The sequence below is a fragment of the Bacillus inaquosorum KCTC 13429 genome, assembly GCF_000332645.1.
GTDB lineage: Bacteria > Bacillota > Bacilli > Bacillales > Bacillaceae > Bacillus > Bacillus inaquosorum.
In genome coordinates this window covers 22,534-47,254 of the sequence record NZ_AMXN01000001.1, presented here as the reverse complement: position 1 = coordinate 47,254, position 24,721 = coordinate 22,534, and the positions used below count along the sequence as shown (strand labels likewise).

At 44.8% G+C, this 24,721-nt stretch carries 23 protein-coding genes; 16 read left to right on the top strand and 7 right to left on the bottom strand.

What is annotated here, in order from left to right:
• Nucleotides 1–33: 33 nt before the first annotated feature.
• Nucleotides 34–1,122, bottom strand: coding sequence for an arabinose utilization transcriptional regulator AraR (araR, locus tag BSI_RS20435; RefSeq protein WP_003235221.1), 1,089 nt, complete (start codon nucleotides 1,120–1,122; stop codon nucleotides 34–36).
• A 203-nt stretch (nucleotides 1,123–1,325) separates the two neighbouring features.
• Between araR and araE the strand changes: the two genes are divergently transcribed.
• The 7 genes from araE to eno all read left to right on the top strand — a co-directional run bounded on the left by araE (nucleotide 1,326) and on the right by eno (nucleotide 10,236).
• A complete protein-coding gene (gene araE, locus BSI_RS20440; protein ID WP_003235220.1) occupies nucleotides 1,326–2,720 on the top strand; it encodes an arabinose-proton symporter AraE in 1,395 nt (464 codons plus the stop codon).
• A 298-nt stretch (nucleotides 2,721–3,018) separates the two neighbouring features.
• Nucleotides 3,019–4,041, top strand: a complete 1,023-nt coding sequence (gene cggR / locus BSI_RS20445) for a gapA transcriptional regulator CggR (protein ID WP_003235219.1) — start codon at nucleotides 3,019–3,021, stop codon at nucleotides 4,039–4,041.
• Nucleotides 4,042–4,087: 46 nt separating this feature from the next.
• On the top strand, nucleotides 4,088–5,095 hold the full coding sequence (gap, locus tag BSI_RS20450; RefSeq protein WP_003219957.1) for a type I glyceraldehyde-3-phosphate dehydrogenase: 1,008 nt from the start codon (nucleotides 4,088–4,090) through the stop codon (nucleotides 5,093–5,095).
• 315 nt (nucleotides 5,096–5,410) lie between these two features.
• The gene (locus tag BSI_RS20455; protein WP_003235216.1) at nucleotides 5,411–6,595 is read left to right on the top strand and encodes a phosphoglycerate kinase; all 1,185 of its coding nucleotides are present in this window, start codon (nucleotides 5,411–5,413) and stop codon (nucleotides 6,593–6,595) included.
• 30 nt (nucleotides 6,596–6,625) lie between these two features.
• On the top strand, nucleotides 6,626–7,387 hold the full coding sequence (tpiA, locus tag BSI_RS20460; protein WP_003235214.1) for a triose-phosphate isomerase: 762 nt from the start codon (nucleotides 6,626–6,628) through the stop codon (nucleotides 7,385–7,387).
• Nucleotides 7,380–8,915 carry a 2,3-bisphosphoglycerate-independent phosphoglycerate mutase gene (gene gpmI / locus BSI_RS20465; RefSeq protein WP_003235212.1) on the top strand — a complete coding sequence of 512 codons (1,536 nt, stop codon included), beginning with the start codon at nucleotides 7,380–7,382 and terminating at the stop codon, nucleotides 8,913–8,915. Before tpiA ends, gpmI begins: the two co-directional genes overlap by 8 nt.
• A 28-nt stretch (nucleotides 8,916–8,943) precedes the next feature.
• Nucleotides 8,944–10,236: a phosphopyruvate hydratase gene (gene eno / locus BSI_RS20470; RefSeq protein ID WP_003235209.1), complete on the top strand. Its 1,293-nt coding sequence runs from the start codon at nucleotides 8,944–8,946 to the stop codon at nucleotides 10,234–10,236.
• A 43-nt stretch (nucleotides 10,237–10,279) separates the two neighbouring features.
• Here the strand turns inward: eno and BSI_RS20475 are convergent, their stop codons facing one another.
• A complete protein-coding gene (locus BSI_RS20475; RefSeq protein WP_003235206.1) occupies nucleotides 10,280–10,741 on the bottom strand; it encodes a GNAT family N-acetyltransferase in 462 nt (153 codons plus the stop codon).
• A gap of 132 nt (nucleotides 10,742–10,873) precedes the next feature.
• Between BSI_RS20475 and BSI_RS20480 the strand changes: the two genes are divergently transcribed.
• On the top strand, nucleotides 10,874–12,688 hold the full coding sequence (locus tag BSI_RS20480) for a zinc ribbon domain-containing protein YvbJ (RefSeq protein ID WP_003235205.1): 1,815 nt from the start codon (nucleotides 10,874–10,876) through the stop codon (nucleotides 12,686–12,688).
• Nucleotides 12,689–12,727: 39 nt separating this feature from the next.
• Here BSI_RS20480 and BSI_RS20485 read toward each other — a convergent pair whose 3' ends face one another.
• The 3 genes from BSI_RS20485 to opcR form a co-directional block, all read right to left on the bottom strand.
• A complete protein-coding gene (locus tag BSI_RS20485; RefSeq protein WP_003235203.1) occupies nucleotides 12,728–13,426 on the bottom strand; it encodes a zinc ribbon domain-containing protein in 699 nt (232 codons plus the stop codon).
• A gap of 145 nt (nucleotides 13,427–13,571) precedes the next feature.
• A complete protein-coding gene (locus BSI_RS20490) occupies nucleotides 13,572–14,186 on the bottom strand; it encodes a PH domain-containing protein (protein WP_003235202.1) in 615 nt (204 codons plus the stop codon).
• 189 nt (nucleotides 14,187–14,375) lie between these two features.
• Entirely contained in the window at nucleotides 14,376–14,933 is a 558-nt protein-coding gene (opcR, locus tag BSI_RS20495; RefSeq protein ID WP_003235200.1) for an opuC operon transcriptional regulator OpcR, read from the bottom strand.
• Nucleotides 14,934–15,200: 267 nt separating this feature from the next.
• On the opposite strand from opcR, the gene opuCA reads away from it, so the two are divergent.
• The 4 genes from opuCA to opuCD are packed head-to-tail and all read left to right on the top strand — an operon-like array spanning nucleotide 15,201 to nucleotide 18,639.
• On the top strand, nucleotides 15,201–16,340 hold the full coding sequence (gene opuCA / locus BSI_RS20500) for an osmoprotectant ABC transporter ATP-binding protein OpuCA (RefSeq protein ID WP_003235198.1): 1,140 nt from the start codon (nucleotides 15,201–15,203) through the stop codon (nucleotides 16,338–16,340).
• Nucleotides 16,341–16,362: 22 nt separating this feature from the next.
• A complete protein-coding gene (gene opuCB, locus BSI_RS20505; protein ID WP_003235195.1) occupies nucleotides 16,363–17,016 on the top strand; it encodes a glycine betaine/carnitine/choline/choline sulfate ABC transporter permease OpuCB in 654 nt (217 codons plus the stop codon).
• 13 nt (nucleotides 17,017–17,029) lie between these two features.
• Nucleotides 17,030–17,947 carry an osmoprotectant ABC transporter substrate-binding lipoprotein OpuCC gene (opuCC, locus tag BSI_RS20510; protein ID WP_003235193.1) on the top strand — a complete coding sequence of 306 codons (918 nt, stop codon included), beginning with the start codon at nucleotides 17,030–17,032 and terminating at the stop codon, nucleotides 17,945–17,947.
• 17 nt (nucleotides 17,948–17,964) lie between these two features.
• Nucleotides 17,965–18,639: a glycine betaine/carnitine/choline/choline sulfate ABC transporter permease OpuCD gene (opuCD, locus tag BSI_RS20515; protein ID WP_003219981.1), complete on the top strand. Its 675-nt coding sequence runs from the start codon at nucleotides 17,965–17,967 to the stop codon at nucleotides 18,637–18,639.
• A 32-nt stretch (nucleotides 18,640–18,671) separates the two neighbouring features.
• Here the strand turns inward: opuCD and BSI_RS20520 are convergent, their stop codons facing one another.
• A complete protein-coding gene (locus tag BSI_RS20520; RefSeq protein ID WP_003235191.1) occupies nucleotides 18,672–19,205 on the bottom strand; it encodes a GbsR/MarR family transcriptional regulator in 534 nt (177 codons plus the stop codon).
• Nucleotides 19,206–19,489: 284 nt separating this feature from the next.
• On the opposite strand from BSI_RS20520, the gene opuBA reads away from it, so the two are divergent.
• The 4 genes from opuBA to opuBD are packed head-to-tail and all read left to right on the top strand — an operon-like array spanning nucleotide 19,490 to nucleotide 22,931.
• A complete protein-coding gene (gene opuBA / locus BSI_RS20525) occupies nucleotides 19,490–20,635 on the top strand; it encodes a choline ABC transporter ATP-binding protein OpuBA (protein WP_003235189.1) in 1,146 nt (381 codons plus the stop codon).
• Between the two features lie 14 nt (nucleotides 20,636–20,649).
• Complete coding sequence (opuBB, locus tag BSI_RS20530) at nucleotides 20,650–21,303, top strand: choline ABC transporter permease OpuBB (RefSeq protein ID WP_003235185.1); 654 nt, start codon at nucleotides 20,650–20,652, stop codon at nucleotides 21,301–21,303.
• An 11-nt stretch (nucleotides 21,304–21,314) separates the two neighbouring features.
• Entirely contained in the window at nucleotides 21,315–22,235 is a 921-nt protein-coding gene (opuBC, locus tag BSI_RS20535; RefSeq protein WP_003235183.1) for a choline ABC transporter substrate-binding lipoprotein OpuBC, read from the top strand.
• A 15-nt stretch (nucleotides 22,236–22,250) separates the two neighbouring features.
• Complete coding sequence (gene opuBD, locus BSI_RS20540; protein ID WP_003235180.1) at nucleotides 22,251–22,931, top strand: choline ABC transporter permease OpuBD; 681 nt, start codon at nucleotides 22,251–22,253, stop codon at nucleotides 22,929–22,931.
• 42 nt (nucleotides 22,932–22,973) lie between these two features.
• On the opposite strand, the gene BSI_RS20545 is transcribed toward opuBD, so the two are convergent.
• On the bottom strand, nucleotides 22,974–24,674 hold the full coding sequence (locus BSI_RS20545) for a methyl-accepting chemotaxis protein (RefSeq protein WP_003235179.1): 1,701 nt from the start codon (nucleotides 24,672–24,674) through the stop codon (nucleotides 22,974–22,976).
• Nucleotides 24,675–24,721: the final 47 nt, after the last annotated feature.

The following is a 24,721-nucleotide window of genomic DNA, read 5'->3' as shown; positions in this document are numbered from 1 at the left end:
GCAATGTAGCGGGGAGACCCATACATTGCTTTTTTATTCATTCAGTTTTCGTGCGGACTGGCGGATGATCAATTCAGGCTCAAAAATGACATCCTCCTGCTTCGGCTTTTTATGCTCTAAGCAGTCAATGACATATTTGGCAGCTGCTTTTCCAAGCACGGATTTCGGATGCTTCACAGAGGTTAATTTCACCTCGGAGATTTGGGCAAAATGCGAATCATCATATCCGACGATAGACATATCCTCCGGCACTTTGATATCCATCTCCCGCAGCATATCAATCACCTTCAGCGCAATTTCATCGTTATAACAAAGAATGGCTGTCGGCATATGCTTGCTGTTTTTCTCCAGTGTGGCCTTCACTTTCTCCAGCAGCTTTGATTCTTTTTCCTCCGTCGTAAATGTCACAATCATATCCGGAGAAGGGAATAGCTCACGATCCCGGTGCGCCTGAATAAACCCGTTCATCCGCTTCACACCTTGTGTATCATCAGCTTTAAAAATGCCCATCATGTGCGTGTGGCCGAGAGAAAGGAGATGCTCAGCCGCCATCATGCCGCCTTTCACATCATCCAAGGTAAAACTCGGTGCGGCAAGCTCAGCGTATGAAGCGTTAATCATCGCGAAAGGAATTCCGTTTTTCTCCAAATTTAAATAGTAGCCGATATTCGGCGTTTGCAGGGCGCTTTTTGTCGGCTCCACGATAAGTCCGTCGATATTCTGGGACAGCAGGTTCTCTAACCCTCTTCTTTCATTGTCCGGGTTGTTGTTTGTGCTGGTCAGCAGCATGGAATATCCTTGCTCGCTTAAATAGGACTCGATTCCTCTGATGATGCTCGGGAAAATATAGTCTGATATGTAGGTTGTCAGAACACCAATCGTTTTATTGGAATGCAGCGCTGATTTAGCAGAGCGTGAAGCGACAAAGGTTCCCCCGCCTTGCACGCTGTACAGCAGACCTTGTGATACGAGGTCTCCGATCGCTTTGCGAATGGTATGCCGGCTGACGCCGAATTGCTGCATTAACTCGTTTTCGGTAGGGATCTTTTGATCAGGCAGTATTTTGCCTTGATTAATCCATGAACTGATTTCTTCTTTTACTTGAGCGTATTTTGGTAACATATCTATTCCTCCAAAATGTATACGGACAAATTTCAGTATATCACAGCGTTCTTTGTAAGAAAACATTGACAGAAAGTGCAAATAAGATTATTCTATATTTGTACGTACTAATTAAATGAAATTTTCGTTAAATTTTAATATAAGTACGTACAATTACAAAAGTAAATGTAAACGCTTTACTCAACATTCGGGAGGGCAGGGAAATGAAGAATACTCCAACTCAATTAGAACCAAATGCTCCTGTAACAAGAAGCCATTCAATGGGATTTGTCATTTTGATCTCATGCGCGGCGGGACTTGGCGGCTTATTGTACGGCTATGACACGGCAGTGATTTCAGGCGCCATCGGTTTTCTGAAAGATTTATACAGCCTGAGTCCGTTTATGGAAGGTCTTGTGATTTCCAGCATTATGATTGGAGGAGTGGCGGGCGTCGGGATATCCGGATTTTTAAGCGACAGGTTCGGACGAAGAAAAATTTTAATGACAGCCGCTTTGTTATTTGCGATATCAGCAATTGTTTCGGCGCTTTCTCAAGATGTGTCTACCTTAATCATTGCAAGGATTATCGGGGGCCTTGGGATTGGGATGGGCTCATCACTCTCTGTTACGTATATTACGGAAGCGGCGCCGCCAGCCATCCGGGGAAGCCTTTCTTCCTTATATCAGCTCTTTACAATATTGGGCATATCCGCAACGTACTTTATTAATCTCGCTGTGCAGCGGTCTGGAACATACGAATGGGGCGTTCACACCGGCTGGAGATGGATGCTTGCTTATGGAATGGTGCCGTCCGTGATCTTTTTCCTCGTATTGCTCGTCGTGCCGGAAAGTCCGAGATGGCTGGCGAAAGCGGGCAAAACAAATGAAGCTTTAAAGATACTGACACGTATTAATGGGGAAACTGTCGCAAAAGAAGAATTAAAGAACATTGAGAACTCTTTAAAAATAGAACAAATGGGATCGCTCTCCCAGCTGTTCAAGCCGGGTCTCAGAAAGGCGCTTGTCATTGGAATCCTGCTGGCGCTCTTTAACCAAGTCATCGGCATGAACGCGATTACTTACTACGGGCCGGAAATTTTCAAAATGATGGGATTCGGTCAAAATGCCGGATTTGTGACAACCTGTATTGTCGGTGTTGTAGAAGTCATTTTTACAGTTATTGCGGTTTTGCTGATTGATAAAGTCGGACGAAAAAAATTGATGTCCATCGGTTCTGCTTTTATGGCTATTTTTATGATCTTAATCGGAACGTCGTTCTACTTTCAGTTAACAAGCGGATTTATGCTGATCTTCTTTATTTTAGGTTTTGTGGCGGCATTTTGTGTATCTGTAGGGCCGATCACATGGATTATGATTTCTGAAATCTTCCCGAATCATCTTCGGGCGAGAGCCGCAGGGATTGCGACCATCTTCTTATGGGGAGCAAACTGGGCGATCGGACAGTTTGTGCCAATGATGATCGACTCATTCGGGCTCGCCTATACATTCTGGATCTTTGCGGTGATTAATATCCTTTGCTTCCTGTTTGTCGTTACGATCTGCCCGGAAACAAAGAACAAATCGCTCGAAGAGATTGAAAAGCTCTGGATAAAATGAAAACGCTTTAAAAAGGCGGCCCTTTCTATTGGAAGGGCTGTTTATGTTGGGATGCACCTTTTGGCGTTTTCTGTATAAGATAAAGATATAAAGGAAAAAATATTGCTGGATAAAACCCCGCGGCATGAAAACTCTGCGAATATTGTCGATGAATTGGCTCTTAACAGTTGAATAAACAATTCCACCCTGTTAAAATAATTAAAGAAAGCAGAAATAATTTTTTTTGGCTATGATGGGACGTTTTTTGTCATAGCGGGACATATAATGTCCAGCAAAAAAAGGAAGGAACGTTTGAGTCATGAACCAGTTAATACAAGCTCAAAAAAAATTATTGCCTGATCTTCTGATCGTTATGCAAAAGAGGTTTGAAATCTTGCAGTATATCAGGCTGACAGAACCCATCGGGCGAAGAAGCCTGTCTGCCAGTCTCGGAATCAGCGAGCGTGTGCTGAGGGGCGAGGTTCAGTTTTTAAAGGAACAGAACCTGGTCGATATTAAAACAAACGGCATGACATTGACAGAAGAGGGCTACGAACTGCTTTCCGTTCTGGAAGATACGATGAAAGATGTTTTAGGTTTGACTCTTTTGGAAAAGACATTAAAGGAACGTTTAAATCTAAAGGATGCCATTATCGTATCCGGAGACAGCGACCAATCCCCATGGGTCAAAAAAGAAATGGGAAGAGCAGCTGTCGCATGTATGAAAAAAAGATTTTCAGGCAAAAATATCGTCGCTGTAACTGGCGGTACGACAATTGAAGCTGTCGCCGAAATGATGACGCCGGATTCTAAAAACCGCGAGCTTTTGTTTGTGCCCGCAAGAGGCGGTTTAGGCGAAGACGTGAAAAACCAGGCGAACACCATATGCGCGCATATGGCGGAGAAGGCTTCAGGCACTTACCGGCTTTTGTTTGTTCCGGGACAGCTGTCACAAGGCGCCTATTCATCTATTATTGAAGAGCCTTCAGTCAAAGAGGTGCTGAACACCATTAAATCAGCGAGTATGCTGATTCACGGAATCGGCGAAGCTAAAACTATGGCTGAGCGGAGAAATACGCCTTTAGAAGACTTAAAGAAAATAGATGACAACGACGCGGTGACAGAAGCGTTTGGCTACTATTTTAACGCGGACGGCGAAGTGGTCCACAAAGTGCATTCTGTGGGAATGCAGCTGGATGACATAGACGCCATCCCCGATATTATTGCGGTAGCGGGCGGATCATCAAAAGCCGAGGCGATCGAGGCTTACTTTAAAAAGCCCCGCAACACGGTTCTCGTCACAGACGAAGGAGCCGCAAAGAAGTTATTAAGGGATGAATAATCCCTCAATATAAATATCTCTCACTTATTTAAAGGAGGAAACAATCATGGCAGTAAAAGTCGGTATTAACGGTTTTGGTCGTATTGGACGTAACGTATTCCGCGCAGCATTAAACAATCCTGAAGTTGAGGTAGTAGCGGTTAACGATTTAACAGATGCTAACATGCTGGCTCACCTTTTACAATATGATTCTGTACACGGAAAATTAGACGCTGAAGTTTCAGTTGACGGTAACAACCTTGTTGTTAACGGCAAAACAATTGAAGTTTCTGCAGAACGCGATCCTGCTAAACTTAGCTGGGGCAAACAAGGCGTTGAAATCGTGGTTGAATCTACTGGTTTCTTCACAAAACGCGCAGACGCTGCGAAACACTTAGAAGCTGGCGCGAAAAAAGTAATCATCTCTGCTCCTGCTAACGAAGAAGATATCACAATCGTTATGGGTGTTAACGAAGATAAATACGATGCGGCTAACCACGATGTTATCTCTAACGCATCTTGCACAACAAACTGCCTTGCGCCGTTTGCAAAAGTACTTAACGATAAATTCGGCATCAAACGCGGTATGATGACAACTGTTCACTCTTACACAAACGATCAGCAAATCCTTGATCTTCCGCACAAAGACTACCGTCGTGCGCGTGCAGCAGCTGAAAACATCATCCCAACATCAACTGGTGCTGCTAAAGCAGTTTCTCTAGTTCTTCCTGAACTAAAAGGCAAACTGAACGGTGGAGCAATGCGTGTTCCAACTCCAAACGTTTCTCTAGTGGACTTGGTTGCTGAACTGAACCAAGAAGTAACAGCTGAAGAAGTAAACGCAGCTCTTAAAGAAGCGGCTGAAGGCGATCTTAAAGGAATCCTTGGCTACAGCGAAGAGCCATTAGTTTCTGGCGACTACAACGGAAACAAAAACTCTTCTACAATCGATGCTCTTTCTACAATGGTTATGGAAGGCAGCATGGTAAAAGTAATTTCTTGGTACGATAACGAAAGCGGCTACTCTAACCGCGTTGTTGACCTTGCAGCTTACATCGCAAAAAAAGGTCTTTAATTTATAGCTGAAAAAAGGACCTGACTTGGTTCTTTTGAATAGAAGCGCTATAATGAAAGCGGACAAGGGAAGGGGACGGACTCCCTTTCCCTTTTTCCATGAAGACCGGCTTTCAGAAAACGTTCTGTGAAAGAGAAACGACCGCGTTTCAGCAGTTTTGCCGGCGCTTTCGCCTAAGGCCGCTGCCCTGGCTTCAGACGAACTGCCCTGTGCCGAAAAAGACTGCGATCTGCCCTGGCGGAGTTATCGCTTGACCAGACGGTTTCACGTTTTTCGTGCTGTATGCAAACCATTTTGAAGGAGGATCTCCTAGGCATGAATAAGAAAACTCTCAAAGACATCGACGTAAAAGGCAAAGTTGTATTCTGCCGCGTTGACTTTAACGTTCCAATGAAAGACGGGGAAGTAACAGACGATACACGTATCCGTGCTGCGCTTCCAACAATCAAACACCTTGCAGAACAAGGCGCGAAAGTCCTTCTTGCGAGCCATTTAGGCCGTCCGAAAGGCGAAGTGGTTGAGGAGCTTCGTTTAACTCCTGTCGCTGCACGTCTCGGCGAACTGCTTGGCAAACAAGTGAAAAAAGCAGATGAAGCTTACGGCGATGCTGTAAAAGCACAAATTTCTGACATGAAGGACGGAGACGTTCTTGTATTGGAAAACGTACGTTTCTACCCTGGTGAAGAGAAAAATGATCCTGAGCTTGCAAAAGCATTTGCTGAGCTTGCAGATGTATATGTAAATGACGCATTCGGTGCTGCCCACCGTGCTCACGCATCTACAGCTGGAATTGCCGAGCATCTGCCAGCAGTTGCAGGTTTCTTAATGGAAAAAGAGCTTGACGTACTCGGAAAAGCGGTTTCTAACCCTGACCGCCCGTTCACAGCAATCATCGGCGGAGCGAAAGTAAAAGACAAAATCGGTGTGATCGAAAGTCTTCTTGATAAAGTAGACAACCTGATCATCGGCGGAGGTCTTGCTTATACATTCGTTAAAGCGCTTGGCCATGAAGTCGGTAAATCTCTTCTTGAAGAGGATAAAATCGAGCTTGCGAAATCATTTATGGACCGCGCGAAAGAAAAAGGCGTTAACTTCTACATGCCTGAAGATGTACTCGTTGCAGATGATTTCTCTAACGATGCAAACGTGAAAATTGTGCCGATCTCTGAAATCCCTAGTGATTTAGAAGCAATCGACATTGGTACGAAAACACGCGAAACGTATGCTGACGTAATCAAAAACAGCAAACTTGTCGTGTGGAACGGACCGATGGGCGTATTCGAAATCGACTTGTTCGCTCAAGGAACAAAAGCGGTTGCGGAAGCATTGGCAGAGGCGAAAGATACATACTCTGTCATCGGCGGAGGAGACTCTGCGGCAGCGGTTGAAAAATTCGGCCTTGCTGACAAAATGAGCCACATCTCAACAGGCGGCGGCGCATCCCTTGAGTTTATGGAAGGCAAAGAGCTTCCAGGGGTAGCTGCACTTAACGATAAATAATCTCAAAACTGCTATAAGGAAGTGGAACAGATGAGAAAACCAATTATCGCCGGTAACTGGAAAATGAACAAAACACTCGGCGAAGCTGTCAGCTTCGTTGAAGAAGTGAAATCTTCCATTCCAGCAGCAGACAAAGCGGAAGCTGTTGTTTGCGCGCCAGCACTTTTCTTAGAAAAGCTTACTTCTGCTGTTAAAGGCACTGACCTGAAAGTCGGCGCTCAAAACATGCACTTCGAAGAAAGCGGCGCGTTCACAGGCGAAATCAGCCCGGTTGCACTGAAAGACCTTGGCGTTGACTACTGCGTCATCGGCCACTCTGAGCGCCGTGAAATGTTCGCTGAAACTGATGAAACAGTTAACAAAAAAGCACATGCTGCTTTCAAACACGGCATTGTGCCGATCATCTGTGTGGGTGAAACGCTTGAAGAGCGCGAAGCCGGCAAAACAAATGATCTTGTTGCAGACCAAGTGAAAAAAGGCCTTGCTGGTCTTTCTGAAGAACAAGTTGCTGCTTCTGTTATTGCTTATGAGCCAATCTGGGCAATAGGAACAGGCAAATCTTCTACAGCGAAAGATGCGAACGACGTGTGTGCGCATATCCGTAAAACCGTCGCTGAAAGCTTCAGCCAAGAAACTGCAGACAAGCTTCGCATCCAATATGGCGGAAGCGTAAAGCCTGCAAACATTAAAGAATATATGGCAGAGTCCGATATTGACGGTGCTTTGGTCGGCGGCGCGAGCCTTGAGCCACAGTCATTCGTTCAATTATTGGAGGAAGGTCAATATGAGTAAAAAACCAGCTGCACTCATCATTCTTGATGGGTTCGGATTACGAAACGAAACAGTAGGAAACGCAGTCGCTTTAGCGAAAAAACCGAATTTTGACCGCTATTGGAACCAGTATCCACATCAAACATTGACTGCTTCAGGCGAGGCTGTAGGTCTTCCTGACGGACAGATGGGGAACTCCGAAGTAGGTCACTTAAATATCGGTGCGGGACGTATTGTGTACCAAAGCTTAACACGCGTAAATGTTGCCATTCGTGAAGGGGAGTTCGAACGCAATCAAACATTCCTTGACGCGATTAGCAACGCGAAAGAAAACAACAAAGCCCTGCACCTGTTCGGCCTTTTATCAGACGGCGGCGTGCACAGCCATATCAACCATTTATTCGCGCTGTTAAAGCTTGCGAAAAATGAAGGGCTGACAAAGGTTTACATTCATGGTTTCCTTGACGGCCGTGATGTAGGTCCGCAAACAGCGAAAACATACATCAAGCAGCTGAACGAACAAATTGAGGAAATCGGTGTTGGAGAAATCGCCAGCGTTTCCGGACGCTACTACTCAATGGACCGCGACAAACGCTGGGACCGTGTAGAAAAAGCGTACCGCGCAATGGCGTACGGCGAAGGCCCAACATACCGCAGCGCAATGGATGTTGTGGATGATTCATATGCGAATGGTATCTACGATGAATTCGTGATTCCATCCGTCATCACAAAAGAAAACGGTGAGCCTGTTGCGAAAATCCAAGATGGTGATTCTGTGATTTTCTATAATTTCAGACCGGACCGCGCCATCCAGATTTCTAACACGTTCACAAACAAAGACTTCCGCGATTTCGACCGCGGCGAGAATTATCCGAAGAACCTGCATTTCGTCTGCCTGACTCACTTCAGTGAATCAGTTGACGGCTATGTGGCGTTTAAACCGATAAATCTTGATAACACAGTCGGAGAAGTATTATCTCAGCACGGATTAAAACAGCTTCGAATTGCAGAAACTGAAAAGTATCCGCACGTCACGTTCTTTATGAGCGGCGGCCGTGAAGCTGAATTCCCGGGTGAAGAGCGTATTCTCATCAACTCGCCGAAAGTTGCAACATATGACTTGAAGCCTGAAATGAGTGCGTATGAAGTGAAGGACGCGTTGGTCAAAGAAATTGAAGCTGACAAGCATGACGCGATCATTCTTAACTTCGCAAACCCTGATATGGTCGGCCACTCCGGAATGGTTGAACCAACAATTAAAGCAATTGAAGCAGTGGACGAATGCTTAGGCGAAGTCGTTGACGCGATTCTCGCTAAAGGCGGACATGCTATCATTACCGCTGATCACGGTAATGCTGACATTCTGATTACAGAATCAGGCGAACCGCACACTGCGCATACGACAAACCCAGTCCCTGTGATTGTTACGAAAGAAGGCATTACGCTGCGTGAAGGCGGAATCCTAGGCGACCTTGCACCAACGTTATTAGACCTTCTCGGTGTTGAAAAACCGAAAGAAATGACAGGAACATCTTTAATTCAAAAATAAGTTGAAATCAAAAGGAGAGACAAAACTCATGCCATACATTGTTGATGTTTATGCACGCGAAGTATTAGACTCCCGCGGCAACCCAACAGTTGAAGTTGAAGTATATACAGAATCAGGAGCTTTCGGCCGCGCATTAGTGCCAAGCGGAGCTTCTACAGGTGAATACGAAGCAGTTGAGCTTCGTGACGGCGATAAAGACCGTTACCTTGGAAAAGGCGTGTTAACAGCTGTTAACAACGTAAACGAAATCATTGCTCCAGAGCTTCTTGGCTTTGATGTAACTGAACAAAACGCAATCGATCAGCTTTTAATCGAGCTTGACGGTACTGAAAACAAAGGCAAACTCGGTGCGAACGCAATCCTTGGCGTATCTATGGCTTGTGCGCGCGCAGCTGCTGATTTCTTACAGATTCCTCTTTACCAATACCTTGGAGGATTCAACTCAAAAACGCTTCCTGTACCGATGATGAACATCGTAAACGGCGGAGAGCATGCTGATAACAACGTGGATATTCAAGAATTCATGATCATGCCTGTAGGTGCTCCTAACTTCCGTGAAGCACTTCGCATGGGCGCTCAAATCTTCCACAGCCTGAAATCAGTTCTTTCTGCTAAAGGAATGAACACAGCTGTAGGTGATGAAGGCGGATTCGCTCCAAACCTTGGTTCTAACGAAGAAGCGCTTCAAACAATCGTTGAAGCAATCGAAAAAGCCGGCTTCAAACCTGGCGAAGAAGTGAAGCTTGCAATGGATGCTGCATCTTCTGAGTTCTACAACAAAGAAGACGGTAAATACCATCTGTCTGGCGAAGGCGTTGTGAAAACATCTGCTGAAATGGTTGACTGGTACGAAGAAATGGTTTCTAAATACCCAATCATCTCTATCGAAGACGGACTTGACGAAAACGACTGGGAAGGCCACAAGCTTCTTACTGAGCGTCTTGGCAAAAAAGTTCAGCTTGTTGGTGATGACCTCTTCGTTACAAACACGAAAAAACTTGCTGAAGGTATCAAAAACGGCGTAGGCAACTCTATCCTGATCAAAGTAAACCAAATCGGTACATTGACTGAAACATTCGATGCGATCGAAATGGCGAAACGCGCAGGCTACACTGCTGTTATCTCTCACCGTTCTGGTGAAACAGAAGACAGCACAATCGCTGACATCGCTGTGGCAACAAACGCAGGACAAATCAAAACAGGTGCTCCGTCTCGTACGGACCGTGTTGCGAAATACAACCAGCTTCTTCGCATCGAAGATCAGTTGGCTGAAACTGCTCAATACCACGGTATTAACTCTTTCTACAACTTAAACAAGTAATAAAATGACCGCCGAGATATGTCTCGGCGGCTTTTTTGTGCTTTTAAAGATCCAAATAAAGCCTCACCATATCACGGCATTGAATGCCGTTTTCAAAGATCTCCTCATCGTAGTGTCTGATAAAAAAATCATGGTCAATTGCTTGAAGGCGAAACCCGCATTTTTGATAAAGCGACAGTTGATGGATGCTGGAATTTCCAGTGCCAATCTCAATCACCTTTGCTCCCATGTGTTTCGCTTTTTCAATGGCGTCGCGGATAAGAAGCTTGCCAATGCCCTGTTTTTGCATTGTTTGTTTTACTGCGATGTTAACGATTTCTGCGGTTTGCGGTCTAGTTGTGATGATCACGTATACACCAGCTAATTCGCCCGATATATAAGCTGTGTAGCATTCTCCTCTGGCAATGTATTCATCAACAATCTCTTTTGAAGGATCGGCAAGCAGCAGAAGCTCATACAGCGCTTGATCATGGTTTATTGCTTTTTGAATGGTGAGATGTTGCATCGTCATTCCACCTTTTCATATGTTTATAGAGATATTTTCGTGATTTCCTCCAATTTCATACCATTCTATTATAAAATATGTAACATAGGAAATATGTACAAAATAGTTGATAACAAATAGGAGGAAAGTCACATGTTTTGTGAGGAATGCGGTCAAAAAAATAATGAAGGGGCCAAGTTTTGTAAAGAATGCGGCACCCCGATCGGTGGGAGCAGCAGACAGGTACAAAAAGAAACAGCAAGCACTGCTGAAACGAGGCAGGCTCCGCGAAAACCAATCCCTAAGAAAACCATCATTTTATGGAGCAGCATTGCCGCAGCGTGCGTCATATTATTTGCCGCATATAAAACCGGAGCGTACTTTACTTCAAAGGATAGGTTAGTCGACAAGTTTGAACAGGCTGTAAATGATGAGGATAAAGACCAAATCGCGTCTCTCCTTACGCCGGTAAATGACAAGCTTAAGCTTACTAAAAATAATGTAAAACCGTTTCTTACATATTTAAAGGATCATCCTGACAAAAAAGATGAGCTTTTTGCATCACTGCGTGCTGAAACACCTCAAAAGGATATCGTATACGCAGAGAAAGACGGAAAAAGCCTGCTGATATTTGACCATTATGACTTAAAGATAGCACCTGTTTATTTTGAAGTGACCAGCAATTATAAAAATACCGATCTATATGTCAATAAAGAGGATGCCGGATCTGTAAAGAAAGCGGATCAAGCACAAACCCTCGGACCGTACATTCCCGGAGAATATACAGTCTCAGCCAAACTGAAAAACGATGTAGTCGATCTTGTGAAAAAGGAAGACATTCAGGCGGTTGGCGATAACAGCTTTCGTGTGGATCTCTCATTGGAAGCAGACGATGTGACATTCAGCTTAGCAGATGACATCAAGAGCGGGAAGGGAGATTTGCTGATTAACGGCAAATCGATTCATAAAGACCCGTTCAAATCCGTAACTTACGGTCCGCTTCTGACAGACGGATCAATGACGGCTGCGGTCGAAGCGGAATTTCCGTGGGGAAAAATAAAAACAGCGGGCGTTCCGATCGATCATAAAGATATGGAGTTACCATTAATTCCTGATCAAGCTACACAGGAAACGATTATGAACACGATTGTCAAAGCCACAAAACAGTACTCCAAAGCGCTATCAGACGGGAATACAGCCCAGATGACAGAGGCGAGTGCCAAATGGAAGGCAGAGACGAAGGATACCGTCGATTCTATGAAAAACACGGATTCATATTTAAAAGACAAGTACTTAGAAACTGATTTTGACCTGGATACATTCGCACTCTCTCAGGAAAATGACGGGACGTGGCAGGTATCGGTAACAGGGAAAGAACTTCACCAGTCTGCTTCGTATAACGACTATTCAAAATCCGAAATGACTGATAACAGTCCGAGTTACGAATATCTCCTTTCATATGATAAAAAACAGAAGAAGTGGATTTTCGAAGATGCAGAATCAACATTCGAATCTGCCGGAACAAATGTAAAGAAAATCAAAAATGATAAACCGGAGACATACACATCCGCCTGGGCAGGCTCGAAAAACAAAAACAGTGAAAGCTCTGCAAGCGGTGATGTTACAGATGAACAAGTGACATTATTTATGGGCAGTTATCTGCAAAGTCAGGCAGATGCCGTCAATCAAAATAATTTCTCACTGATGGCAGACAGCCTTGAAAAAGGCAGTTCCCTTTATTCCGACCAGCAGCATCTCGTAACGAAATTAAATAAAGAGGGGACAACAGAAGACTTTAATAACTATAAAGTGAAAAGCTGGAGTCAAAATGGATCAGCGATTACGATTAAGACGTATGAAGAATTCTATATCACAAAATCAGGCGGCAGTCCAAAGCTTAGAACATATAACTGGACCTATACCGGTACAGTGAAGGACGGAAGAATTTATTTAACATCGATTCAATAAAAAACACCCCTATCACCAGCAGGTGATGGGGGTTGTTTTTTAAAAGAACATATAACGGAAAATCTCTTTAATATAGTGTTCGATAATAAGCTGAAATGTAACGCAGGTGATCAGATAAATCACAATCGTTGAGTAAATCATATCAACCTTTCCTTTATATGAATGCTGGTAACTGCTCAGCATTGCAGGAGGAATGGCAAAGAATGCACCGATTAAACCAACGGCTAACACGGTGAAGCAAATGTCTGTTTGTAATAAAAACAATAAAAGGGCAAGAATCAAAATAGCTGTAAACGGAATGAGAAACGCACCAAATCTGGAAAATGAATCTTTAAAAGATACTTGGTTTCCCGCGAGTTTCAAGGCGAAAAAGATCAGTGCATGCAAACCGAAAATAAACAGGGCAAAGTAAATGGTTGGCTCTAAAAAGACTGCTGTAAAGCTTACGCTTCCGGGACCGTCTGAAAAAAGAGTATAAAACATCAAAGGGGTCAGCAAACTGAATAGAACCATCGTAATAACCGCGCTGATCAGCTGTTCTCCGCCTGTTGTTTTACATTCCTGATAAGGGCGTTTCAGGACGGCCAGGACAAAAGAACCGAACTGCTTTGCCGCTTGTTTTGCAGCGGCTCCAGTTTGAACTGCCTGCTGCTGGCCTGATTGACCAGGGAGCGGCGATCCGCATTTCTCACAAAACTTTCCGCCATCTGTTTGATGGCCGCATTGAGGACAATACATAAAATAACTCCTTTATCTGTAATATAGGGAAAATAGACTAATAGTTTTATTATAAAAGAAAAAAGTTGTAAAGTAACCAATATTCATACAAAAATACCACACAAAAAAAGACACGAGCCTAATACCAGCTGTGTCTTTTTTTATGTTAGTTATTCATATATTTCTCAAATACATCTCCAAAATCCTTAATATGATACTGCGAGCGAACGGATGTCAGCCATCTGAATCCGAATTCAGTCAGCTCTTTATATTGTGTTTCAATATTGACGTGTTCGGGGCGGGTATGGTGAAGAATCGTCACGGCTTTATCCAAGCTTTGTTCCGCTTGATTGATTAAAATATCATTTTCATAGGTTGTTTCAGCGATGCGAAGCAGTGCTTTATAAAGGTCTTTTAACTTTTCAATTTGGTCTTTGTGCACATCGATGTCGAATTGTTCACCGCCCAGCTTGAACTTAATCTCAACATCCAAATCGACTTTTCCGGCAGTTTCCAGAAAAACATCAGAGATTTTATATTGCGAATAAGGATAGCGTTTCAACGTTCGTTTTGAGGAAGTGGCGCGTGCGCCGTCTACATGGATCAGAGCCAGATTCGTAAAGCAGTATTCGTCTGCTTTCGTTTTAATCAAGAAATAAATTTTTTCATTGTCTTCATGCATGACATAGTCATCAGCATCTGTTTTGTCATAATCCTGAGGTTCGATAATTTTTCCGATATCAGATAAGCCCAGTGCATCTGCTGCAATTTTTTTGAACATCTGTATACGTCCTTCCTATTCCATTTGTCACTTCATTGTAGCATGGAGCGTTTCTGACAGGCTATAAACGTTTATCAAGAAATCGCCTTCTGCTACAAGGGTGGAGAATATTTCTTTTTTCCTATGCAGACACTGATAAAATCCTAAAACCGAATTTTAAAATTTTATTAACAAAAGAAAGCAGTTCCCCTACTTCAGGGAACTGCTTTCTTTCGTTCTAGGCACGTATTGAAAGACTTCCTCACTCTCAAAGAATTCAATCAATCTGTTCAGCCAGTCATAGTAATGGAGCCATTCTCTTAATTCATTCAGCAACTGATTGACTTTCTCTTCCGCTTCCGGGGTTAGCCCGTCCCTTTGTAAAAGATCAGTCAGCTCCCGGTTTAATTTTTTATACAGCACTTTGTTTTTGCTTACGACCTTTGTCCAGTTCGCCGCAAATAAAGAAATGAAGGTTTGATAATAATCCTGCTCGACGTCATATAGGTCTTTTCGTACGCCTTTTTCAAACACCTTTTCGGCAATATTGGCATCGATCATTTCGCGGACAACTTGGCTCATCCGTGTTTTGCTCATGCCTGTTGCCTCCGAGAGCTCGCTTAAGGTCATCGGTTTTCGATTCATATAGATAATTCCAAGCACACGCCCGACAGTTGAAGGCATTCCAAACGTATGCATATTTTCGGCAATCTTCTCAATGAGATGCTCTTCAGCATGTTCAATGATGTCGAGAGCAGTTTTTTCCACAGCTGATCATCCCTTCAAATGGCAATTGATGGTGTCAATATAACATATTTCTGCCAGTTGTTGAAAATAGCTGAATACAGAGGAAGAGGGAGGGATCCGGCGTAATTGTAAGAACACCCTCTCCGTCTTGGTCATAACAATAAATAATCTGTAAATAACATATAATTTCAACACATTGTAAACTTTTTATTTTACAAAGTTCAAACTATAATAAATAAAGATTATACTTTTCAGAAAATTTAAAGGAAACCTGCGGAGGTGCACGGATTGCTGAAATTGGAACAAGTATCAAAAGTATATAAAGGCGGCAAAAAAGCTGTGAACAGCATTGATTTAGATATTGCCAAGGGCGAATTTATCTGTTTTATCGGCCCGAGCGGCTGCGGAAAAACGACGACGATGAAAATGATTAATAGATTGATTGAACCATCGTCAGGAAAGATCTTTATTGACGGAGAAAATATTATGGAACAGGATCCGGTTGAGCTGAGGAGAAAAATCGGTTATGTGATTCAGCAGATTGGTTTGTTCCCCCATATGACCATCCAGCAGAACATCTCACTCGTACCGAAACTGCTGAAATGGCCTGAGGAAAAACGGAAAGAACGGGCGAGAGAGCTGTTAAAGCTAGTCGATATGGGCCCGGAATATTTAGACCGTTATCCCCATGAGCTCAGCGGCGGTCAGCAGCAAAGAATCGGTGTGCTGCGCGCACTGGCTGCGGAACCCCCACTCATTTTGATGGATGAACCGTTCGGAGCGCTTGATCCGATTACGCGTGATTCCCTTCAGGAAGAATTCAAAAAACTGCAGAGAACCTTAAATAAAACGATTGTGTTTGTAACCCACGATATGGATGAAGCGATTAAGCTTGCTGACCGGATCGTGATTTTAAAAGCGGGAGAAATCGTTCAAGTCGGCACACCTGATGAGATTCTCCGGAACCCGGCAAATGAATTTGTTGAAGAATTTATCGGGAAAGAACGCCTGATCCAGTCAAGGCCGGATATCGAGCGGGTTGAGCAAATGATGAACAGAACGCCAGTGACGGTGTCAGCGGACAAAACGCTTTCCCAGGCGATCCAGCTAATGAGAGAAAAACGTGTCGATTCACTGCTCGTTGTAGACCGGCAAAATGTGCTGAAGGGCTATGTTGATGTGGAAATGATCGATCAAAACCGCAAAAAAGCGAGCGTCGTTGGCGATGTATACCGCTCCGATATATATACCGTGCAAAAAGGGGCGCTTCTTCGCGATACGGTCCGAAAAATCTTGAAGCAGGGCATCAAGTATGTTCCTGTGGTGGATGAGGAGAACCATTTAGCAGGAATTGTGACGAGAGCAAGCCTTGTTGATATCGTATACGATTCCATATGGGGCGAGGAAGACCAGCTCATGACGATCTGACCAGGGGAGGAGCTCTATTAAGATGAATCAAATGATGACTTTTTTGCAAACGAACGGCGGAGAGCTGTTGTATAAAACAGGAGAACATTTATATATTTCACTCATTGCCGTTGTATTGGGCATTATCGTTGCAGTGCCGCTCGGTGTTGCTCTCACTAGAATGAAAAAAGGTGCAGGTACGGTTATAGGCGTGGTCAACATTGTGCAAACCCTGCCGAGTCTGGCGATTTTAGCCTTTTTTATTCCGCTTCTCGGCGTAGGAAAAGTGCCTGCGATTGTCGCTTTATTTTTCTATTCGGTGCTGCCGATCCTGCGCAATACGTATACCGGCATCAAAGGTGTCAACAAAAATCTGCTGGAATCGGGAAAAGGGATCGGTATGACCGGCTGGGAGCAGATTCGGCTCGTCGAAATCCCGCTGGCGATTCCGATCATTATGGCGGGAATCCGCACGTCAACGATCTATTTAATCGGCTGGGCGACACTTGCCTCGTTTATCGGGGGCGGCGGTCTCGGTGATTACATTTTTATCGGCTTGAACCTGTATCAGCCTGAATATATTATTGGCGGCGCCGTGCCGGTCACGATCCTGGCGATTATTATTGATTATGTGCTGGCCGTGACAGAACGAAAGGTGACGCCGAAAGGATTGCAAGGGATGAAGGAAGTTTCGTAAGGAGTTGGCTCTGTTGAAAACAAAAAAAATCAAACGGCTCGGCGCGCTCGCTCTCGCCTTTGTCCTGCTGCTGAGCGGCTGTTCTCTGCCGGGGCTCGGCGGCGCTTCAGACGATACGATCAAAATCGGGGCGCAAAGCATGACAGAATCAGAAATTTTAGCGAACATGATGGCGCAGCTTATTGAACATGATACAGATTTGAATACCGCTTTAGTCAAAAACCTCGGGTCAAACTATGTTCAGCACCAAGCGATGCTCGGCGGTGACATTGATATTTCTGCCACGCGCTATTCCGGGACGGATTTAACAAGCACCCTCGGCAAGGAAGCGGAAAAAGATCCGAAAAAAGCGCTGAATATTGTGCAGAATGAATTTGAAAAGCGCTTTGCCTATAAATGGTTTGATTCCTACGGTTTTGATAACACATATGCCTTTACCGTGACAAAAAAGTTTGCGGAAAAGGAGCATATCAACACCGTGTCTGACCTGAAGAAAAACGCTTCCCAATATAAACTGGGCGTCGACAATGCCTGGCTGAAACGGAAAGGCGACGGGTATAAAGGCTTTGTCAGCACGTACGGATTTGAGTTCGGCACAACCTATCCGATGCAGATCGGGCTTGTCTATGACGCAGTCAAAAACGGGAAAATGGACGCCGTATTGGCTTATTCAACGGATGGACGGATTAAAGCCTATGATCTGAAAATCTTAAAAGACGACAAGCGTTTTTTTCCGCCGTATGACTGTTCACCGGTGATTCCGGAAAAGGTGCTTAAGGAGCATCCTGAGCTTGAAGGCGTTATCAATAAGCTGATTGGGCAAATCGATACGGAAACGATGCAGGAGCTTAACTATGAGGTGGATGGCAAGCTGAAGGAGCCGTCTGTCGTAGCAAAGGAATTTTTAGAGAAACATCATTATTTTGATTAAGAAAAGAGGCAGATTATATGGAAGTACTACAGCAGCTAGGCACTTACTATTCGCAAAACGGCGGTTACGTGCTGCAGGAGTTTTACCGCCATTTTCTGATGTCGGTGTACGGCGTTTTGTTTGCCGCCATTGTTGGGATTCCGCTCGGCATCCTGATAGCCAGGTACAGAACATTAAGCGGATGGATTTTTGCGGTGACGAACGTCATTCAGACCATCCCGGCCCTCGCCATGCTCGCCGTGCTGATGCTTGTCATGGGGCTGGGCGCTAATACGGTGATATTGTCATTATTTCTGTATTCTCTTCTGCCGATTATCAGAAATACGTATACAGGCATTATCAGCATTGAACACGCCTATCTTGAATCCGGAAAAGCGATGGGAATGACAAAATTTCAAGTCCTTCGCATGGTCGAGCTTCCGCTTGCGCTTTCTGTCATTATGGCCGGCCTCCGCACCGCGCTTGTCATCGCCATCGGGATTACGGCAATCGGGACATTTGTCGGTGCAGGCGGTCTCGGAGATATCATCGTCAGGGGATCAAACGCAACAAACGGAACCGCGATTATATTAGCGGGCGCAATCCCCACGGCTCTGATGGCGGTAATTGCCGATTTGGTCATGGGCTGGCTTGAGCGCGCGTTAAGCCCGATTAAAAAGAAAAAGAAGAAAAACCTGGCCGGCGCCGCATAAGAAAAAACGCCTTGTGAATGACAGGGCGTTTTTTACGGCTTCGGCACATATTTAAAAATCTCTTCGCTTTCAAAAAACTCAATCAATCGCCCGAGCCAATTATAATAATCGAGCCATTCTTTTAGTTCCTTCAGCAGCTCATTCACTTTTTCTTCCGCTTCAGGAGTAAGCTCTTCGTCCAAGACGCTGAGCAGTTCCCGATTGAGTTTTTTATGCATCATTTTGTTTTTGCTGACGACTTTGCTCCAAGTGGCTGTAAACAGGGTAATAAACGTTTGGTAGTAATCCTGCTCCACCTCATATAAATCTTTTCGCACGCCCTTTTCGAACACTTTCTCGGCGATGTTGGCATCAAGCATTTCCCGCACAACCTGGCTCATGCGTGTTTTGCTCATGCCGGTCGCTTCAGATAATTCGGCCAGCGTCATCGGTTTTCGATTCATATAAATAATGCCCAGCACACGTCCGACGGTAGAGGGCATTCCAAATGCATGCATGTTTTCCGCGATTCTTTCTATTAAATGGTCCTCAGCTTGTTCAATGATCGTTATCGGATCTTTCTCCAACGGTTTCAATCCTTTCAGCTAACAATTCCGATGTCAATATACCACATTTTTGATGCGGCGGAAATGCCGCAACAAGAGAATTTGGCAGGAAATTGGAGCAATAAGGAGATCATTACAGGTCAATGCGGGTAAATCAGCGTTTACACATACTTTATAAATAATATGAACAAATTGTAAACTTTTTATTTTATAAACTTTATTCTATAATGGGAACCATTCAATTGTCTGAAAAATTAAATACAAACTGAACGAATTGAATAAACTTAACTTTGGAGGTGCGATGTTTGCTGACATTAGAAAATGTCTCGAAAACATACAAAGGCGGCAAAAAAGCCGTGAACAACGTGAATCTTAAAATTGCAAAAGGTGAATTTATCTGTTTTATCGGCCCGAGCGGCTGCGGAAAAACAACAACAATGAAAATGATTAATCGATTAATTGAGCCTTCTGCCGGCAAGATTTTCATTGACGGCGAAAACATCATGGAACAGGACCCGGTAGAGCTTAGGCGTAAGATCGGCTATGTCATTCAGCAGATCGGCCTGTTTCCGCATATGACTATTCAGCAGAACATCTCACTTGTCCCTAAGCTGTTGAAATGGCCGGAGCAGCAGCGAAAAGAACGGGCGCGTGAGCTTCTAAAATTGGTCGATATGGGGCCAGAATATTTAGACCGTTACCCTCATGAATTAAGCGGGGGGCAGCAGCAGCGAATAGGTGTATTACGGGCACTTGCCGCGGAGCCGCCGCTTATCTTAATGGATGAACCGTTTGGGGCACTCGACCCGATTACGAGGGATTCCCTTCAGGAAGAATTTAAAAAACTGCAAAAAACCTTACATAAAACCATCGTATTTGTTACCCACGATATGGATGAAGCGATTAAACTGGCAGACCGGATTGTGATTTTAAAAGCGGGAGAAATCGTTCAAGTCGGAACGCCCGATGATATTTTGAGAAATCCGGCAGATGAATTTGTTGAGGAATTTATCGGCAAGGAGCGGCTGATTCAGTCATCCAGCCCGGATGTGGAACGGGTTGACCAGATTATGAACACACAGCCTGTGACGATCACCGCGGATAAAACGCTTTCTGAAGCGATTCAGGTAATGAGGCAGGAGCGTGTCGATTCACTGCTTGTCGTCGATGACGGGCACGTTCTGCAAGGCTATGTGGATGTTGAAATCATTGATCAATGCCGGAAAAAAGCCAATCTCGTAGGAGAGGTTTTACATGAAGATCTTTACACAGTATTGGGCGGCACACTGCTGCGAGACACGGTCCGCAAAATTTTAAAACGGGGTGTTAAATACGTCCCTGTTGTGGATGAAAACCGGCGCTTAATCGGAATTGTGACGAGAGCGAGTCTGGTCGACATTGTGTATGACTCTCTCTGGGGAGAAGAAAAGCAGCTCGCGGTATTGTCATAGGGAGGCGATAAGTTGTGAATCATATTGTTCAATTTTTGCAAACCAACGGGGGCGAGCTCCTTTATAAAACATATGAGCATATCACGATATCGCTCATTGCTGTTATTTTAGGCGTACTCGTTGCCGTACCCCTCGGGGTTGTGCTTACTAGAATGAAGAAGGGCGCCGGCACCATTATCGGCATCGTCAATATCATTCAAACGCTGCCGAGTCTGGCGATTCTTGCCTTCTTTATTCCGCTCCTGGGTGTCGGGAAGGTTCCAGCGATCGCGGCTTTGTTTTTCTATTCTGTATTACCGATCCTCCGCAACACGTATACCGGCATTCGCGGCGTCAACAAAAATCTGCTTGAGTCTGGCAAAGGCATCGGCATGACACCGGCTGAACAAGTCCGCCTGGTGGAGCTGCCGCTTGCCGCGCCTGTGATCATGGCGGGAATCAGAACATCGACGATTTACTTAATCGGCTGGGCAACGCTCGCTTCCTTTATTGGAGGCGGCGGTTTGGGTGATTACATTTTTATCGGACTGAATTTATATCAGCCGGAATATATCATCGGGGGCGCGGTGCCCGTCACGATATTGGCGATTGTGATAGATTACGTGCTGGCGGTGACTGAACGAAAACTGACACCTGCCGGCATGCAGAGATTGAAGGAAGTTTCATAAGGAGGCGGCTCATGAAAAGAAAATATCTCAAATGGATGATCGGGTTAACGCTCGCAGCAATGCTGACGTTGAGCGGCTGTTCACTTCCGGGTCTCAGCGCTGCTTCAGACCAGACCATTAAAATCGGCGCGCAAAGCATGAGCGAATCAGAAATCATCGCCAGCATGCTTGGGCAGCTGATCGAACATCATACTGATCTCAAAACAACAACCATTAAAAATCTCGGCTCCAACGCGGTGCAGCAGCAGGCCTTAATGAACGGGGAAATCGACATTGCGGCCACAAGATATACCGGCGATGCGCTGACAGGAACGCTGAGAATGGAACCTGAGAAAGATCCGGACAAAGCGCTGGCGCTGACACAGTGGGAGTTTAAAAAAAGATACGATTTAAAATGGTATGACTCCTACGGGTTTGATAATACATATGCCTTTACGGTCAGTAAGGAACTGGCCGATCAATATCATTTAGAAAACGTATCAGACGTTAAAAAATGGGCGCCGCAATTAAAGCTGGGTGTCGATAACTATTGGATGAAGCTCAAGGGAAACGGCTATCAGGATTTTACGAAAACCTACGGCATGACATTCGGAGGCACGTATCCAATGCAGATCGGCCTTGTGTATGACGCGGTGAAGAGCGGAAAAATGGACATTGTGCTTGCGTATTCGACTGATGGAAGAATCAAGTCCTATGGTCTTAAAATGCTAAAGGATGATAAGCAATTTTTCCCGCCGTACGACTGCTCTCCGGTTGTTCCGGAACAAGTGCTCAAAGAACATCCTGAGCTTGAAGGCGTCATTCAGAAAATGATCGGGAAAATCGACACAGCCACAATGCAGGAGCTCAACTATGAAGTCGACGGCAATTTAAAAGAGCCTTCAGTCGTTGCCAAGGAATATTTAGAAAAGCACCACTACTTCGAATCGTGAAGGGGGACGAAGTCAATGAACATGCTTGAACAGGTCATGACGTATTATGCGCAGAACGGCAGCTACGTCATGGAAGAATTCGGCCGGCACTTTCTCATGTCGGCTTACGGCGTTTTGTTTGCCGCTGTCGTCGGGGTTCCGGTCGGAATCCTCATTGCGCATTTTCACCGTTTGTCAGCCTGGGTGTTCGCCGTAACAAACGTTATTCAAACAATCCCGGCGCTCGCCATGCTGGCCGTCTTGATGCTTGTCATGGGGCTCGGCGCAAACACGGTGATTGTATCATTATTTCTGTATTCCCTTCTGCCGATTATCCGAAACACGTACACAGGCATAGTCAGCATTGAACATGCCTACTTAGAATCGGGAAAAGCAATGGGCATGACGAAATTCCAAGTTCTCCGGATGGTTGAGCTTCCACTCGCGCTTTCTGTCATTATGGCAGGCTTGCGCACGGCTCTCGTCATTGCCATCGGGATTACAGCGATCGGCACATTTGTCGGAGCCGGCGGCCTTGGAGATATGATCGTCCGCGGCTCAAACGCGACAAACGGAACAGCGATTATTCTCGCCGGCGCGATACCGACTGCGGTGATGGCGGTTGCAGCTGATTTGCTCATGGCCTGGCTGGAGAGGGCATTAAGTCCGGTAAAGAAAAAACGAACGAGAGCGAAACGCGTTCAAACAGCTGCATAGAATAGAAAAAGAGGCTTGGATGACTCCAGCCTCTTTTTTTCTTTAGATTGTAAACTGATCCATCTTCTCATTAAGCTCCTTCGCCAGCTTCTCAAGCTCTTTAGCATTCTGGAGCACTTGATCCATGGAATGGGCGGACTGCTCGGTAATCGAAAATGTTTCTTCAATGCCGGCAGCCGACTCTTCAGATACAGAAGCGATATTTTCAATCGATTGATTGATGGTAATCGATTGGTTTGTTAACTGCTTCAGGCCATCCGTTACTTCCTTAATGCTGTCTGCAACGTGAGTGACCGATTGTCTGATATGCTGCATAGCTTGTCCGGTGTCTGTCAGGTTTTCTGTTCCTTTTTCGACTTCTGTAAAGCTGCTTTCTAAGTACCCAATGACAGTGTGGATTTCCTGCTGTGTCCCGTTGACAATCCGGGTAATATCCTGGACAGAATCAGAAACGCCGTCAGCCAGCTTTCTGACCTCCTCTGCCACAACGGCGAAGCCTTTACCGCTTTCTCCTGCGCGGGCAGCTTCAATCGCGGCGTTAAGTGACAGCAAATTCGTTTGCTCGGCAATGCCGTTGATAACCTGAACGAGCTTGTTGATATCCTGAGAATGCTGTTCCAGTGACCTCACTTTATGCACGGCCTCCTGAACGATATGATGGATGGTTTTCATTTGCTGTAATGATGTATCCATATTTTCGTTTCCGCTTACCGCGAGTTCGAGGACGTTTTGAGACGTATCGCTGATGGTGATGCCGCGATTATAGGCTTTATCAATGCTTTCGGTGAACTCATTCATCGATTCGGCAATCGTCACGGCGTCTTGGGCCTGCTGTTCGGAGCCCTCAGCCATTTCGTTCATTGTCTCGGTAATATGTTTGCTGCCGGATCTTGTTTCATTTGTTGCGGTTGCCAGCACTTGTGAAGAAGAAAGAACCCGGCTTGATATTTCTTTGGAGTATCCGACAATATCTCTCAGATTGCCTACCATTTTTTGCAGCGCTTCGTTCAGATCGCCCAGCTCGTCTTTTGAGTTGAGCGCCTCCATGTCATTCGACAGATCTCCCTCGGCAATATGATTGGCAGACTCCTTCATGCGAATGATAGGCTTTACAATGTTTCGCGTGATATAAAGCCAGATGAAAATACTGATAATGATAGATGCTGCCAGAAGCAAAGCAGTGTAAATGAGCCCTTTATGGTATGCGTCCTTCGTTTCTTTTACCGCTGTGTTGCTGCCTTCTTTATTAAAGTCAACGAGCTGAGTGACTGATTTTTTCATATCCTCAAATCTGGCCTCAGTCTGCACCAATAAACCTCTTGCTTTGTCCATGTCATTCGTGCGGCCGCTTTCTATAATTTGCGTATGAATATCAGTATAGGTGTTTACTTCAGTTTGAAGCTGCTCAAACAGTTTCTGTTCTTTGTCATTGGAAATCGTTTTTTCGTAGCTATCAAGCTTTTGATTGATGTCTTCAAGGATCTGATTCATGTCTTGTTCAAGCGTATCCATTTTGCTTTTGTCTGTGAAAATCAGAAAATCCTTTTCTTTAGAAGACAGATGCTCGGTCAAATAATTGATCGAAGTAATTTCTTTGATGCCGTCAATCCATTTTGTGTTGATTTCATCTGTCTTTTGAATGATGTGCTGCATATTAAAAGCGCCTATTCCGCCTATAAGTAAATTGATCAGGATCAGTGTCAAAAATACCAGGCTGAATTTGCGGGAAATCGTCAGTCGCATATAGTGGTCTCCTTTAGAAACGTAATGTGTGGATGTACTATATATCG

Bases quoted from the DNA above. Each gene is read 5' to 3' on its own strand.
- araR (WP_003235221.1), bottom strand. From the start codon at position 1,122: ATGTTACCAAAATACGCTCAAGTAAAAGAAGAAATCAGTTCATGGATT.
- araE (WP_003235220.1), top strand. From the start codon at position 1,326: ATGAAGAATACTCCAACTCAATTAGAACCAAATGCTCCTGTAACAAGA.
- cggR (WP_003235219.1), top strand. From the start codon at position 3,019: ATGAACCAGTTAATACAAGCTCAAAAAAAATTATTGCCTGATCTTCTG.
- gap (WP_003219957.1), top strand. From the start codon at position 4,088: ATGGCAGTAAAAGTCGGTATTAACGGTTTTGGTCGTATTGGACGTAAC.
- BSI_RS20455 (WP_003235216.1), top strand. From the start codon at position 5,411: ATGAATAAGAAAACTCTCAAAGACATCGACGTAAAAGGCAAAGTTGTA.
- tpiA (WP_003235214.1), top strand. From the start codon at position 6,626: ATGAGAAAACCAATTATCGCCGGTAACTGGAAAATGAACAAAACACTC.
- gpmI (WP_003235212.1), top strand. From the start codon at position 7,380: ATGAGTAAAAAACCAGCTGCACTCATCATTCTTGATGGGTTCGGATTA.
- eno (WP_003235209.1), top strand. From the start codon at position 8,944: ATGCCATACATTGTTGATGTTTATGCACGCGAAGTATTAGACTCCCGC.
- BSI_RS20475 (WP_003235206.1), bottom strand. From the start codon at position 10,741: ATGCAACATCTCACCATTCAAAAAGCAATAAACCATGATCAAGCGCTG.
- BSI_RS20480 (WP_003235205.1), top strand. From the start codon at position 10,874: ATGTTTTGTGAGGAATGCGGTCAAAAAAATAATGAAGGGGCCAAGTTT.
- BSI_RS20485 (WP_003235203.1), bottom strand. From the start codon at position 13,426: ATGTATTGTCCTCAATGCGGCCATCAAACAGATGGCGGAAAGTTTTGT.
- BSI_RS20490 (WP_003235202.1), bottom strand. From the start codon at position 14,186: ATGTTCAAAAAAATTGCAGCAGATGCACTGGGCTTATCTGATATCGGA.
- opuCB (WP_003235195.1), top strand. From the start codon at position 16,363: ATGAATCAAATGATGACTTTTTTGCAAACGAACGGCGGAGAGCTGTTG.
- opuCD (WP_003219981.1), top strand. From the start codon at position 17,965: ATGGAAGTACTACAGCAGCTAGGCACTTACTATTCGCAAAACGGCGGT.
- opuBC (WP_003235183.1), top strand. From the start codon at position 21,315: ATGAAAAGAAAATATCTCAAATGGATGATCGGGTTAACGCTCGCAGCA.
- opuBD (WP_003235180.1), top strand. From the start codon at position 22,251: ATGAACATGCTTGAACAGGTCATGACGTATTATGCGCAGAACGGCAGC.
- BSI_RS20545 (WP_003235179.1), bottom strand. From the start codon at position 24,674: ATGCGACTGACGATTTCCCGCAAATTCAGCCTGGTATTTTTGACACTG.